Annotated in this window: 12 protein-coding genes; 6 read left to right on the top strand and 6 right to left on the bottom strand. The window is 56.5% G+C overall.

The features are described from left to right. Nucleotides 1–54: 54 nt before the first annotated feature. From E5E96_RS19715 to E5E96_RS19700, 4 genes are all read right to left on the bottom strand, one after another. The gene (locus tag E5E96_RS19715) at nt 55–474 is read right to left on the bottom strand and encodes a biopolymer transporter ExbD (protein ID WP_044800135.1); all 420 of its coding nucleotides are present in this window, start codon (nt 472–474) and stop codon (nt 55–57) included. Continuing rightward, nucleotides 474–1229, bottom strand: a complete 756-nt coding sequence (locus E5E96_RS19710; protein ID WP_171282912.1) for a MotA/TolQ/ExbB proton channel family protein — start codon at nt 1227–1229, stop codon at nt 474–476. The genes E5E96_RS19715 and E5E96_RS19710 overlap by 1 nt, the downstream gene beginning before the upstream one ends. Before the next feature lie 2 nt (nt 1230–1231). After that, nucleotides 1232–2035: an energy transducer TonB gene (locus E5E96_RS19705; protein ID WP_171282911.1), complete on the bottom strand. Its 804-nt coding sequence runs from the start codon at nt 2033–2035 to the stop codon at nt 1232–1234. 250 nt (nt 2036–2285) lie between these two features. Then, nucleotides 2286–4154: a potassium transporter Kup gene (locus E5E96_RS19700; protein WP_216368097.1), complete on the bottom strand. Its 1869-nt coding sequence runs from the start codon at nt 4152–4154 to the stop codon at nt 2286–2288. Nucleotides 4155–4619: 465 nt separating this feature from the next. On the opposite strand from E5E96_RS19700, the gene guaB reads away from it, so the two are divergent. The 6 genes from guaB to E5E96_RS19670 all read left to right on the top strand — a co-directional run bounded on the left by guaB (nt 4620) and on the right by E5E96_RS19670 (nt 11125). Beyond that, complete coding sequence (gene guaB, locus E5E96_RS19695) at nt 4620–6083, top strand: IMP dehydrogenase (RefSeq protein ID WP_011705859.1); 1464 nt, start codon at nt 4620–4622, stop codon at nt 6081–6083. A gap of 83 nt (nt 6084–6166) precedes the next feature. Further along, a complete protein-coding gene (gene guaA, locus E5E96_RS19690; protein WP_016350936.1) occupies nt 6167–7756 on the top strand; it encodes a glutamine-hydrolyzing GMP synthase in 1590 nt (529 codons plus the stop codon). Nucleotides 7757–8134: 378 nt separating this feature from the next. Continuing rightward, on the top strand, nt 8135–8407 hold the full coding sequence (locus E5E96_RS19685; protein ID WP_010633780.1) for a hypothetical protein: 273 nt from the start codon (nt 8135–8137) through the stop codon (nt 8405–8407). A gap of 580 nt (nt 8408–8987) precedes the next feature. Next, nucleotides 8988–9290 (top strand): WYL domain-containing protein, encoded by a 303-nt coding sequence (locus E5E96_RS19680; protein WP_080602591.1) that lies wholly within the window; start codon nt 8988–8990, stop codon nt 9288–9290. A gap of 235 nt (nt 9291–9525) precedes the next feature. Continuing rightward, a complete protein-coding gene (locus E5E96_RS19675; protein ID WP_171282909.1) occupies nt 9526–10167 on the top strand; it encodes a hypothetical protein in 642 nt (213 codons plus the stop codon). Nucleotides 10168–10324: 157 nt separating this feature from the next. Then, a complete protein-coding gene (locus E5E96_RS19670; RefSeq protein WP_171282908.1) occupies nt 10325–11125 on the top strand; it encodes a DUF6602 domain-containing protein in 801 nt (266 codons plus the stop codon). Between the two features lie 487 nt (nt 11126–11612). On the opposite strand, the gene E5E96_RS19665 is transcribed toward E5E96_RS19670, so the two are convergent. Both E5E96_RS19665 and E5E96_RS19660 read right to left on the bottom strand, forming a co-directional pair. Continuing rightward, nucleotides 11613–12440 (bottom strand): bifunctional transcriptional activator/DNA repair enzyme AdaA, encoded by an 828-nt coding sequence (locus E5E96_RS19665; protein WP_171282907.1) that lies wholly within the window; start codon nt 12438–12440, stop codon nt 11613–11615. Between the two features lie 51 nt (nt 12441–12491). Next, nucleotides 12492–13256 carry an SDR family oxidoreductase gene (locus E5E96_RS19660; protein WP_171282906.1) on the bottom strand — a complete coding sequence of 255 codons (765 nt, stop codon included), beginning with the start codon at nt 13254–13256 and terminating at the stop codon, nt 12492–12494. Nucleotides 13257–13512 lie beyond the last annotated feature (256 nt).

Genomic DNA, 13512 nt, shown 5'->3' with positions numbered 1-13512 from the left:
CAGGGCTGCAGGGCATCCATGCCCTGGCGTACCGGTGTGTGGGTGACGGGAGCGTTACGGCTCCGGCTGGCTCACGAAGGCAATCTTGTGCAGGCCGTGCTGGGAGGCCTGGGCCATCACCCTGGCGATGATGCCGTACTCCACCTTGCGATCGATGCGCAGCTGGATCTCGGGCAGCTCCCCCTCGGCCTGGCCGGCGCTCTCCATCTTGGCGAGCAGGGCGGCTTCGTCGACCTGCTGATCGTTCCAGTAGATCTTGCCGGCCCCATCGATGGCGAGATTGATGTCCTGCTTGTCTGGCTGGTTGAGCTGGCTGCTGGCCTCTGGCAGCTCCAGCTTGACCGCGTTGGTGAGCAGGGGGGCGGTGATCATGAAGACGATGAGCAGCACCAGCATGACGTCGATCATCGGGATCATGTTGATCTCGGAGAGGGGTTGATCGTCCCCCTCGTCCGACAGTTTGCCAAATGCCATCAGCCGCGCCCCTGTCTGGTTTCCCGCTCGACCAGCGGGGTGACGTTGTTGGTGGGGGCCTGCTCGAAGCCGGTCACCAGCAGGGTGAACAGATCGTGGCCAAACTCCTCCAGCGCCGCGAGTCTGAGGCGATTGCGCCGCACGAAGAAGTTGTAGATGAGCACGGCCGGCAGGGCGACTGCGAGGCCGAAGCCGGTCATGATCAACGCCTCGCCCACGGGGCCGGCAACCTTGTCCAGACTGCTCTGGCCGGCGGCGCCAATGGCCAGCAGGGCGTGGTAGATGCCCCAGACGGTGCCGAACAGCCCGATGAAGGGGGCTGCCGAGCCCACCGAGGCGAGGAAGGCCAGCCCCTGCTCCAGCCGTACCCGCTCCTGGGTGATGGCACGGCGCATGGCGCGCAGCAGATATTCATCCGGCGAGCCCAGCTTGCAGCTGACCGCACGCTCCTCAGCCCGGTTCAGCTGGGCCACGGCCGCCAGCGCGGCGCCGGTCAGCCGGCCATAGGCTTCCTGCGGCGGCAGGTGGGCCAGCTGGCGCTCCATCTCCTGCACGCTGTCGTGCTGCCAGAAATCGGCGATGAAGCGGGCGTTGAGGCGTTGTTCCCGCTGTGCGAGGTAGCCCTTGAGCAGGGCGTAGTAGCAGGTGCCAAGGGACATCAATACCAGCAGGATGAAGGGGATCAGCCCCACACCGCTGTTCTGGCTGAGCAGGTGGGCGATGCCCATGCCGTTGCTTGCGATTTCAGGATCCATGTTCAAGCCCTTAATTTGAAAATGATGGTGACTTTTGCCGAGGCCTCGACGGCCACGTTGTTCTGTTTGGCAGGAATGAATTTCCAGCGGCTGACGGTCTTGCGGGCCGTCATGTCCAGCCGCCGATAGCCGCTGCTCTTGTCCACCTCCACCGAGGCGGCGGTGCCCTCGGCCGTCACCCGCACATTGAGGATGACCCGCCCCTCTTCTCCCCGTCGTCTCGACTCATAGGGATATTGGGGCTCGGGGTTGTTGAGCCGGGCATCGCGGGCGATGGGGGCGCTGTTGCCCGCGCCGCCACCAGCCTTGTGGGCAGGGCTCTGACTGGCACTTCCGCCGCTCGCCTGTGCGGCCGTTGTTGCCGCTGCAGGGGCGGGCGCGGTGACCGGCGGTTGCGGACTGCTCACCGGCATGACCTTGGCGGACTGTACCGGCGGCGTACGGTTTTTAAGCGGTTTGACCACCGGCTTGACGCTTTTCTTGACTGGCTTGGCCGGCGGTTTTTTGGGTGTCGGCAACGGCTTGGCTTTTTGCGGCACTTTTTGTACTTGCTGCACTTTTTGTACGTGCTGCGCTGTGGGAGCAGGGGCGGGGGCCGCCTTGGCAGGCGCGTCATTGGTCGTCGCCTCGCCAACCCAGCGGGCCGACAGGGTCAGCGGCAAGGGCGGGGTAATGGGCGCAGGCTGGTGCGCATAGAGCCACCAGAAGGCGGCAAGATGCAGGGCGATCGCGATGGCAAGGCAAGCGAGACGGGCGGCGTCGGGATCGTTGGCGGGCAGTGTTGGTCTCGGGCTGCAGGAGTCCATCACTTGTCTCCCTTCCTGGTCTTCATATTGATACTCAAACGGCTAGTGTGAAGGCGCCAGAACAGGCGTCAGGCAGCTAGCATGCCTGATAATCAGAATTACAAACAACAACCATTATCAATCGTATTTTAATCGTGGTGAGACCGGCTCCCAGAAAATAAGAAGCCGGGCCGGGCAGCGGCGTTCCCGGCTGGCAACGGATTGAGCGGTGTGCGTTCGCACCGGTCTTGCCCCCTGTTGGCTGGCGGCGTCACAACTCCAGCAATACCCCCAGCTCCACCACCCGGTTGGCGGGAATATGAAAGAAGTCGGTCGCCTTGAGGGAGTTGCGGTTCATCCAGACGAACAGGCCCTCTCGCCAGCGCGCCATGCCGGGCAGATCAGTGCTGACCAGGTTCTCGTGGGAGAGGAAGAAAGAGGTCTTGGCCATGGTGACCTTCAGATCCTCCTGGGCGCAGGCCTGGAAGATTTCCTCCATGGAGGGCACCTCCTTGTAGCCAAAGTGGGCGACCACCTGCCAGAACCCCTCGCCAAGGTGGGTGAGCTCGATGCGCTCCTTGAAGGAGAGCCAGGGTTCGTCCTTGATCTGAACGGTCAGGAAAATGACCCGTTCATGCAGGATCTTGTTGTGTTTGAGGTTGTGCAGCATGGCGTGGGGCACCACCTGCACCGACTTGGAGAGAAACACGGCGGTGCCGGGTACCTGCAGCGGCGGGTGCGCCAGCATGTTGTCGACAAACCCCTTCAGCGCCAGTGACTTGTGCTCCAGCTTGTCGAGCACCAGTTCCCGTCCGCGCTTCCAGGTGGTCATCACTATGATGGCCAGCAGCGCAAACAGGATGGGGAGCCAGCCACCGGCCAGAAACTTGGTGGTATTGGCGGCAAAGAAGGTGACATCGACCAGCAGCAGCGGCGCGCACACCAGCGCAATCAGCCAGCGCGACCACTTCCAGCGGCGGGCGGCCACCACCATCAACAGCAGGGTGGTCAGCGCCATGGTGCCGGTCACCGCGATGCCGTAGGCGGCGGCCAGGTTGCTTGAACTCTGGAACCAGAGGATGACGATGACGATGCCCCCCAGCAGCAGCCAGTTCACCAGCGGCAGGTAGATCTGGCCTATCTCGTGCTCCGAGGTGTGGCGGATCTCCTGGCGCGGCAGGTAGCCGAGCAAAATGGCCTGGCGCACCACCGAGTAGGTGCCCGAGATCACCGCCTGGGAGGCGATGACGGTGGCCAGGGTGGCGAGGATCAGCAGGGGAAAGGCCAGCCAGGAGGGGGCGAGCAGGTAGAAGGGGTTTTCGATGGCGGCGGGATTGCGCAGCAGCAGGGCGCCCTGGCCGAAGTAGTTGAGCTGCAGGGCGGGCATCACCAGGGATCCCCAGGCCAGCTGGATGGCACCACGGCCAAAGTGGCCCATGTCGGCGTAGAGCGCCTCCGTCCCGGTGACGCAGAGCACGACGGCCCCCAGGGTGATGAAGGCGACACCCGGTCGGTTGACCATGAAATCGAGGGCGTAGAGCGGGTTGACGGCCTGCAGGATGGCGGGGTTTTGCGCGATCTCATAGGCCCCGAGCGCTGCCAGCACCCCGAACCAGATCAGCATGATCGGGCCGAACAGGCGACCGATGCCGGCGGTGCCGTAATGCTGGGCCCCGAACAGGATCACCAGCACGGTTAGGGTGATGGGCAGCACGAACGGCGCCAGCTCCGGGGTGATCACCTGCAACCCTTCGACCGCCGAGAGCACCGAGATGGCGGGGGTGATCACCGCATCCCCGATGAACAGCCCCACGCCGACCAGACCGAGCAGCATGAGCAGGGCGCGTGGCCTGGCCGGGAGGCGGCGGGAGGCCAGCGAGGCGAGGGTGAGGATCCCCCCTTCTCCCTTGTCGTCGGCCCTGAGCACCAGCAGCACATATTTGAATGAGACCACGATCATGATGGTCCAGAAGAAGAGGGAGACGATGGAGAGGATCCCCTCCGGGGTGGGCTGCAGACCTAGGTGTCCGGCGAAGCTCTCCTTGAGGGCATAGAGCGGGCTGGTGCCGAGATCGCCATAGACGACCCCCAGTGCTGCCAGGGTAATGGCCATGCGCCCTTGCTGGTGTCCGTGGCTCATCATGAAATTCCATTTCAATTCAGACTGTTAATCATGATACGCAGGCACAGGCACAAAGGAAACCCGCACCACGAAAAGGTCCCTGCGTTTGGCGTGTCGGGTTGGGTGAAACAGCCCGGATGTTGCCCCGCTGGATTTTGTGTTTGAAGGGGGCGGCCAAGCGCGCATGAGCTTGTTGTCGAGTGTGCTCGAGCAGGGCCAAACAGTCTGCGACGGGGGAGGGGAAGCGGGGCTGCCTGAAAAAATGAAACGGGAACAATTTTGCATAAAACCGCAATGAGACAACTCTTTTGTCCCCAAAAGACTGTTTTGCGACTGAAAATGTTGGTTTTTTAGCGGCTTGGCGGCTGAAAAGGCCAAAACGCCATAAAAAATTCAAAAAACTTCTTTACCAGTGACCAATGCGTGAGTAAACTTCGTCGGCAATATTTTACACCCCCACTTCCTCAACGGTGAGATATTGCCATGCTCAGGATTGCCAAAGAAGCGTTAACCTTCGACGATGTACTGTTGGTTCCCGCCCATTCCGAAGTTCTTCCCAATACTGCCGATCTGCGTACCAAGCTGACCTCTGCCATCAGCCTGAACATCCCCATGATCTCCGCTGCCATGGACACAGTGACCGAAGCCCGTCTGGCTATCGCACTGGCCCAGGAAGGCGGTATCGGCTTTATCCACAAGAACATGTCCATCGAGCAGCAGGCTGCCGAAGTGCGCAAGGTCAAGAAGTACGAGAGCGGCGTGGTCACTGACCCCGTCACCGTACGCCCCGACATGACCATCGCCCAGATCAAAGAGCTGAGCCACAAGAACGGTTTCGCCGGTTATCCGGTGGTGACCGAGGGCAATCAGCTGGTGGGCATCATCACCGGTCGTGATGTGCGCTTCGTGATCGATCTCTCCCAGACTGTCGAACAGATCATGACCCAGAAGGATCGTCTGGTCACCGTGCGTGAAGGCGCCCCCCGCGAAGAGGTGGTTGGCCTGATGCAGAAGCACCGTATCGAGAAGGTGCTGGTGGTCAACGCCGACTTCAAACTCAAGGGCATGATCACTGTCAAAGACTTCCAGAAAGCCGAGCGCAAGCCGAACGCCTGTAAAGACGACAAGGGTCGTCTGCGGGTGGGTGCTGCCGTCGGTGCTGGTGCCGGCAACGAAGAGCGCGTCGCCGCCCTGGTGGAAGCCGGTGTGGATGTGCTGCTGATCGACTCCTCCCACGGCCACTCCCAGGGCGTGCTGGATCGCATCAAGGCGACCCGCGAAGCCTATCCTGATCTGCAGATCATCGGCGGCAACGTCGCCACCGCCGCCGGTGCCAAGGCGCTGGCCGCTGCCGGCGTCAACGCCGTCAAGGTCGGTATCGGTCCGGGCTCCATCTGTACTACCCGTATCGTGACCGGCGTGGGCGTGCCCCAGATCACCGCCATCTCCGACGCCGTCGATGCGCTGGAAGGCACCGGTATCCCGGTGATTGCCGATGGCGGTATCCGCTTCTCCGGTGACGTGGCCAAGGCCATCGCCGCTGGCGCAAGCTGCGTCATGGTCGGCTCCATGTTCGCCGGTACCGAAGAGGCACCGGGCGAGATCGAGCTCTATCAGGGTCGCTCCTTCAAATCCTACCGTGGCATGGGTTCTCTGGGCGCCATGTCCAAGGGCTCCAGCGACCGCTACTTTCAGACCGACAACGCCGCCGACAAGCTGGTGCCGGAAGGGATCGAAGGCCGCGTGCCGTACAAGGGCCGCCTCAAAGAGATCATCCACCAGCAGATGGGCGGTCTGCGCTCCTCCATGGGGCTGACCGGCAGCGCCACCATCGACGACATGCGCACCAAGGCCGAATTCGTGCGCATCTCGGGCGCCGGGATGAAAGAGTCCCACGTTCACGACGTGACCATTACCAAAGAAGCCCCCAACTATCGGATGGGCTGATAAAACGGGGCTGCGGCCCCGTTTCTCCACCGCTTTTTTATCCCGTGCTTTTTGTGACAACAGCAGCCTGATGCAGGAATAAAATGACTAAAGACATTCACCAGCACCGTATCCTTATCCTCGACTTCGGTTCCCAGTACACCCAACTGATCGCTCGCCGCGTGCGCGAAATCGGCGTCTACTGCGAACTGTGGGCCTGGGATGTGACCGAAGAGCAGATCCGCGAATTCAATCCGAGCGGCATCATCCTCTCCGGCGGCCCCGAGTCCGTCACCGAAGCGGGCAGCCCGCGCGCCCCCGAGTACGTGTTCAACGCCGGCGTGCCGGTGTTCGGCATCTGCTACGGCATGCAGACCATGGCCGAGCAGCTGGGTGGCAAGGTGCAATCCTCCACCGAGCGTGAGTTCGGTTACGCCAAGGTGGAAGTGCTGGGCAACTCCGGCAAGACCAGTGCCCTCTTGCGCAACATCGAAGATGCCATCGCCGACAACGGCAATGCGCTGCTGGATGTGTGGATGAGCCACGGTGACAAGGTCACCACCATCCCGGCCGACTTCACCACCATCGCCCAGACCGCCACCTGCCCGCACGCGGCCATGGCCAACGAGGCCAAGCGTTTCTACGGCGTGCAGTTCCACCCGGAAGTGACCCACACACGTCAGGGTGCCCGCATGCTGGAGCACTTTGTCAAAGACATCTGTGGCTGCGAATGCCTGTGGACCCCGGCCACCATCATCGACGACGCCGTTGCCCGCATCCGCGAGCAGGTGGGTGACGACGAGGTGATCCTGGGCCTCTCCGGCGGCGTCGACTCCTCCGTGGTCGCCATGCTGGTGCACCGTGCCATCGGCGATCGCCTGACCTGCGTCTTCGTTGACAACGGTCTGCTGCGCCTGAACGAAGGTCAGCAGGTGATGGAGATGTTTGGCGATCACTTTGGTCTGAACATCGTCAAGGTCGACGCCGAAGAGCGCTTCCTCTCCGCCCTGGCGGGTGAAGATGAGCCGGAAGCCAAGCGCAAAATCATCGGCCGCGTCTTCGTCGAAGTGTTCGACGATGAAGCGAAAAAGCTGAAAAACGCCCGCTGGCTGGCACAAGGCACCATCTACCCGGACGTTATCGAATCCGCTGCCAGCAAGACCGGCAAGGCCCACGTCATCAAGTCTCACCACAACGTCGGCGGCCTGCCGGAAGAGATGAAGATGGGTCTGGTGGAGCCGCTGCGCGAGCTGTTCAAGGACGAAGTGCGCCGCGTTGGTCTGGAGCTGGGTCTGCCCTACGATATGCTCTACCGTCACCCGTTCCCGGGCCCGGGTCTGGGCGTGCGGGTACTTGGCGAAGTGAAGAAAGAGTACTGCGATCTGCTGCGCAAGGCCGATGCGGTCTTTATCGAAGAGCTGCGCAAAGCCGACCTCTACAACCAGGTCAGCCAGGCCTTCGCCGTGTTCCTGCCGGTGCGCTCCGTCGGCGTCATGGGCGATGGCCGCAAATATGACTGGGTCATTGCCCTGCGCGCCGTCGAAACCATCGACTTTATGACCGCCCACTGGGCCCACCTGCCGTACGACTTCCTCGGTCACGTGTCGAACCGCATCATCAACGAGATCAACGGCATCTCCCGCGTGGTGTACGACGTCTCCGGCAAGCCGCCTGCAACCATCGAATGGGAATAAGCGGCTAACGCCCTTTCGCCCTTCAAGCATAAAAATGTAAAAAAGACGCCCTTGCGGCGTCTTTTCTTTTTCCAATCGTTTGCGCCTCACTTTTCCCCTCGTTAGCCGCTTTCTCACCTCCCTGCCTCTGTCATATCTGACAGGGGGTGTTTTATGGATCTCGCACTAGGCTCAGCCATGCCAATTGAGACCGACTCTGTGAGGCGGCGGTCGTGGCAGCAGGGGAGGGTGACGACAGCAACGCCTTCATGTGCACTGTCGACACCGGACATACCAAATCTGGTATGGCACCCGGTGGAGTCCGGACACCACTTGAATAAACGGGGCGGAACCCGAACAGCCAAACGAGTAGGGACAAGAGATCACGGAGGGTTTGTTATGTCAGAACAAGCAGTGTTGTTGGGCGGATGGACTGCCTACCACAAGCTGAGCGCCAAAGATCAGGCCGTATTCAACCAGGCGCTGGAAGGGTTTGTCGGGGTGCAGTACACCCCCTTTGAAGTCTCCACCCAGGTCGTCGCCGGCACCAACTACCGTTTCAAATGCAAAACCACAGTGCCGCTGCCCAACCCGATCCACGGGGAAGCCGTGGTGCAGATCTTCCAATCCCTGGATGGCTCGGCCCATATCACCTCCATCACCCCGATCTGATTTGGCTACGGGGCAAGATGGGGAGGGGAATAGCCCCTAACCGGTTTGACCCACATCTCAGTGATAAGAAAGACGCCTTAGGGCGTCTTTCTTTATCTACCATCTAGAGCGTCTGATGCGTGGTCAGCATAGAAACTTATCGATTAATTTGTTGATCTTGCTCAGGAAATCATCATCATCATCTTCTTTTGTTTATCTGCCATCCTCGCTAGGATAGTCATTTGGAGATGACCTCTTTGGAGTTATCTATGAGTCAGGTCAGACCAACGGCGCGGGTCAAAGACAGCAAATGGGGGCTGTCATGCGGTAGCTTTCAAATCAAGCGGTCGAGCCCTTTCCCAAACGGCGGCAAAACAGACGTAGGATATTGGAATGTTTTGCGGGTCATTTGAGAATGCCAATTTGTGGAAACGCAAGTACTCTATGCATTAATCGACGTACTCGTAACTGGCGTAGTCAAAGCAGTTCTCGCATGGCTGGTATCGAAATTGGCTAACCCATCATTTCACTGGATCTGCAAAAAATCCATGTAGATCGGTGAGTTCAGGCATTAGGTATTATTAGATAGAGAGGGATTTCTATGAATGAACAAATTATTGATCGTGCTATCCGAGAAAAATCTATAGTCGAGTTTATCTACGGTGGACACCCTCGCAAAGTAGAACCTCATGTGCTCGGCATTAGCGGTGGATCTCTCCAGTTTCTTGGGTACCAGATAGGTGGTTCCAGCAGCTCAGGAGGTGCGTTGCCCGAATGGCGTCGTTTTGATTTAAATCGAATTGTTAGCCTAAGTATTACTACGGGAAAATTTCCAGGCCGTCGCCCATTTCCTTCTGGAAGGCACAGTTATTGGGACCGGCAAATACTTATTGTTGGTGCCTAATAAATGTTAACATTGTTGATGAAAGAGCTACGGAAAGTACAGTTATTATAAGTTAAGGGTGTGGAAAATTGTTGCCTCCGAGAAAGTTACTTACGACACTTTTTCTTTAAAGTAAGAGGTGTGTCATGTTGCTCTATAATATTTAGGTTTTGTTGTGGTTTTTTTGAAATCCATATAAGTTTTCTCGTATGGCATGTTTAAACCAAGAACGTCATTTTAATATTTTGGATGTGCTATGACATATACACCGTTACGGAAAGACTTAACAGAGACAAGTGAAAAGTGTAATTTTTGCTCCAAACACCTGAGATCTTTGAAGGTATATGTTTTAAAAAATATCAAAACAGGTGCAATCGTATTTTCTGGGCCAGAGTGTGCTAGAAGAAACTTGGCTGAGGGTTTCTCGCTAAAAGGAATTCCAGACCTTACAAAATACACTAGTGCAGCTGGATTGAGGAGTGGTGGTGGTACAGGTGGTGGCAGAAATTACTCTACCGAGAGTTCTGATGAAAAAAGAGCTATTGAATATTTAGAGCTAAGAGAGCGGAAACTAGCCAATGAAATTAATTGTTCTTGGGATGTTCTAAGTAACCTTTACAAGGCTTACCTTGACGGTAACCTTACAGAACAAAATGTTCGTTTAATAAATAATATTGAGAAAAAGGCTCCAGATGTTTTGAGGTTGGATTCACTACAAAAATGTTATAATTACTTATTCTGGATTGATGTTGGTATCGAAAAATTAGACGAAGATAAAAAACAGTTTTTAAAAAGCATTCGAAATATTGTTCGTGCTAGAAAGCAACTCACTCCAAAACAGTTTGAAGCAATGAATAAATGGTTGGGTAATATTGATGGTGTTCCTCAGTTAAAGTAATCACCTAATCGTCCAGAGCATAAATCTCTCTTCAAGAGAGGCTATTAACGCATGGTGTTTATAGCACAAATCGACAGTAATGGTTGTTGTGTTTGATTTTAGTGGTAGTGGATTGCCGGACACTTAGATTTATTTTATTAATATTTAGGAGAGTTCATTGACTAGTAAAATATATGAGGCATTAGTTGACCATAAAATTAAAATTTTCAAAGAGCATTTTTCGACTCAGTCTAAGGCTTTGTTCTGGGATGATAAAAGTAAAAAATTAATTCATGCGGGTGAATACGGTCGTTATAGGGAGGATTTGACGTCTGAATTATTAAAACAGTTTACTCCAAAACATATTGAGTTTTCGACTGGATTTATCGTTACACCTCAAGATAATGTGAGTACGCAGTGTGATCTCATTCTATATGATAAAGACTTTACTCCGGCATTATCTGACGGAGAACTAAATTACTTCTTCCCAGTCGATAGTGTAATCTCGGTCTGTGAAGTTAAGTCAGACATTAATACAAGGGCAGACCTTGAAAACATTTTAATTAAATTGTCTAACGTTAAAAAGTTGTCACATGAACGTTCACAAGAATCAGCACCAACTGATGGGCGTACATTTGACTATGAGAATGGATGTAATGATGTTTTTACTTTTGTAGTATGTAATAAAATGGAATTTAAATTAAATGAATTACCCAGGATAATTGATGATCTTTACATTAAAAATAATATAAACCACAGGTATAGGCACAATTTAATATACAGTTTAAATGATGGCTTGGTTATTTATAAAGACATTTCATCGAACCAGTTATGCAGCTATCCAGTATTCTCTGGTGTTAATGGTATTACTGTTCATCAGCAGTCAAGTGATAAGGTTGATCGTATGTTTTTAAGTCAGGTTTATACAGCTCTATCATTTATTCAGCGAGTATGTGTAAACTTGACAGCATACTTATAATGTGAATAAGAAAATGCTTTTTGTTGAGAAATTCTTATTCCATAATATACTTAATTAAGTTGGTGGCGCTTGTTTGAATTGCCTTTACAGAATAGGATGTTTCATATTAACAAAGTTGTTGGTTTTGTTTTTTCATAGGGAATGGTTGTATCCTGTCCCCTCCTTGTAAATAGTTGCTGGGGTAAACTTTGCTCAAGTGCCGTAGCATATAATTAGATTGCAACACTAATTTGGTCCCCCCAAAGCTTGCGATAAAGCAGAACTACAGAATGGTATAGCACTGTATTTATTCCACCATGGAAGGGACTCATAAACCCCATGGACGACAGTGTGGTTCGCCATAGTTTTCGTCACCAAAAGAAGAAAGGGGGGGGGAGTTTAGCCCCGATTCTTCCATTTAATCCCTTTTTCATCGCAGGACAGTTATCTGGTATGACCTGATGGTCTGTTGCTCCATGCTCAGTTTCTCTCTATCAGACCGGCCAGTTCACTCATACCTCGCCGCTTCCCAGGCGTGTATCGCCTGTTTGCGGGTTTCGCCCCAGTGATAACCGCCGAGTTTGCCGTTTTGCTGGATGACCCTGTGGCAGGGGATCATCAAGGCGACGGGGTTGGCCCCCACCGCCAGCCCCACGGCGCGGGCGGCCTTGGGGTTGCCGACGGCGCTCGCTACCTGGGCGTAGCTCACTACCTTGGCGGGGGGGATCTGCAACAGCGCCCGCCAGACACTGATCTGGAAGTTGGTGCCGCTCACGTGCAAGGAGATGGGGCGATCCTGTGTCTTGCTGCCATCGAACATGGTGTGGATGACCCCCTGGGTGCGTGATGGCGCCTCCCTCAGTTCTGCCTCGGGCCAGCTCTGGGCGAGGGCGGTCAGCGGCGCCTGTGGCGCCTGGTCATTGAGAAACGAGAAGTTGCACACCCCTCGCGGGGTCAGGGCGACGAACGCCTGGCCGAAGGGGGTGTCGTGCACCCCGTGATCGATAACCAGCCCGGCCCCGCGCTGTTTGTACTCGCCCGGCGTCACCGCTTCGAGCTGCACGAAGTGATCGTAGAGCCGCGAGCCGCTGCTCAGGCCCAGGGTATCGGCTACCTCCAGCAGCGGGCGCGACTCCTGCAACAGTGCCTTGGCCCGCTCCAGAGTCAGCACCTGCAGATAGCGTTTTGGCGTCACCCCGGCCCAGCGGCTGAACAGCCGCTGGAAGTGAAAGGGGCTTAAGTGCACGTGCGCCGCTATCTCGTCCAGAGTGGGCTGGCGCGCCACCTGGCTGGCGATAAAACGGATGGCATCGGCGATGCGGGCGTAATCAGACATAAGGCGCTCTCACGATAGGTTTGCAGCCGCAGGATCTTGGGTGCGACAAGGTCATGTGCGACAAATAGATACCCCACCATCGGCCAGCAGGGCAATGCCGGTGGTAAAGCTGGATGCATCGGACGCGAGATAAAGGGCCGAGCGGGCGATCTCCTCCGGTTGGGCCAGCCGTTTGAGGGCATGCATATTCTGCACAAAGGCGAGGCTCTCCGGGGTATCGGTAAAGGCCCGCCCCATGGGGGTGTCGGTGCCCCCCGGCAGCAGGGCGTTGACCCGCACCCCTTGTGCCCCATATTCGGCAGCCAGCACCTGGGTCAGGCCAATCAGGCCGGCTTTGCTCGCGGCATAGGCCGCCATGCCGGGCAGCCCCAGGGTATGGCCGACGAAGGTGGAGGTAAAGATAAGCGAGCCGCCGCCACGTGCCTGCATGGCGGGGATCTGGTACTTGGCCCCCACAAAGGCGCTGGTGAGGTTGGTATCCAGGGTCTCCTGCCACTGCGCCAGTTCAAGCGCCGGCACGCTGCCCGGTGTCCCCGTGGTGCCGGCGTTGTTGAAGGCGATATCGAGCCCGCCGAAACGGGTCAGCGCGAGATCCACCAGGGCGCGGGCATAGGTTTCGCTTTTCACATCTCCCGCCAGGCTCACCGCCTGGCCCCCCTCATGGCGGATCTCCTCCACCAGCAGATCCAGCTCGCTCTGGCGGCGGGCGCCGACGACGACGCTGGCGCCTTCCCGAGCAAACAGGATGGCGCTGGCGCGGCCGATGCCGGAGCTGGCGCCGGTGATGATGGCGACCTTGTTGGACAGTAATGACATGGCAGTTCCCTCGCAGATGTGTTGTGCGGGCGCACAGGGTTGGCAGTGGGTTGGAGCCTCAATAGGCTCGAACCCACTCTGGTTCGGCTCCACTATGGCAACCGGCCCTCGCAGACACGACCCGGATCTTGCTCTCTTTGCCCCCCTATCACGACACCGTGCGCCGATGCAGACCCTCGCGGCAACAAAACAGGGGATCTTCGGCCGTCATTCTCTATAATGCCCCCTCTTTTTTTGACTGCCGGTTTGACTGCGG

The sequence above is a fragment of the Aeromonas sp. 1805 genome (assembly GCF_013085525.1).
Taxonomy (GTDB): domain Bacteria; phylum Pseudomonadota; class Gammaproteobacteria; order Enterobacterales; family Aeromonadaceae; genus Aeromonas; species Aeromonas hydrophila.
The sequence above is the reverse complement of the archived record's forward strand: the minus strand, read 5'-3'. Positions and strand labels throughout refer to the sequence as shown.

Bases quoted from the DNA above. Each gene is read 5' to 3' on its own strand.
- E5E96_RS19710 (WP_171282912.1), bottom strand. From the start codon at position 1,229: ATGGATCCTGAAATCGCAAGCAACGGCATGGGCATCGCCCACCTGCTC.
- E5E96_RS19680 (WP_080602591.1), top strand. From the start codon at position 8,988: ATGAATGAACAAATTATTGATCGTGCTATCCGAGAAAAATCTATAGTC.
- guaB (WP_011705859.1), top strand. From the start codon at position 4,620: ATGCTCAGGATTGCCAAAGAAGCGTTAACCTTCGACGATGTACTGTTG.
- E5E96_RS19705 (WP_171282911.1), bottom strand. From the start codon at position 2,035: ATGGACTCCTGCAGCCCGAGACCAACACTGCCCGCCAACGATCCCGAC.
- E5E96_RS19715 (WP_044800135.1), bottom strand. From the start codon at position 474: ATGGCATTTGGCAAACTGTCGGACGAGGGGGACGATCAACCCCTCTCC.
- guaA (WP_016350936.1), top strand. From the start codon at position 6,167: ATGACTAAAGACATTCACCAGCACCGTATCCTTATCCTCGACTTCGGT.
- E5E96_RS19660 (WP_171282906.1), bottom strand. From the start codon at position 13,256: ATGTCATTACTGTCCAACAAGGTCGCCATCATCACCGGCGCCAGCTCC.
- E5E96_RS19665 (WP_171282907.1), bottom strand. From the start codon at position 12,440: ATGTCTGATTACGCCCGCATCGCCGATGCCATCCGTTTTATCGCCAGC.
- E5E96_RS19700 (WP_216368097.1), bottom strand. From the start codon at position 4,154: ATGAGCCACGGACACCAGCAAGGGCGCATGGCCATTACCCTGGCAGCA.
- E5E96_RS19685 (WP_010633780.1), top strand. From the start codon at position 8,135: ATGTCAGAACAAGCAGTGTTGTTGGGCGGATGGACTGCCTACCACAAG.
- E5E96_RS19675 (WP_171282909.1), top strand. From the start codon at position 9,526: ATGACATATACACCGTTACGGAAAGACTTAACAGAGACAAGTGAAAAG.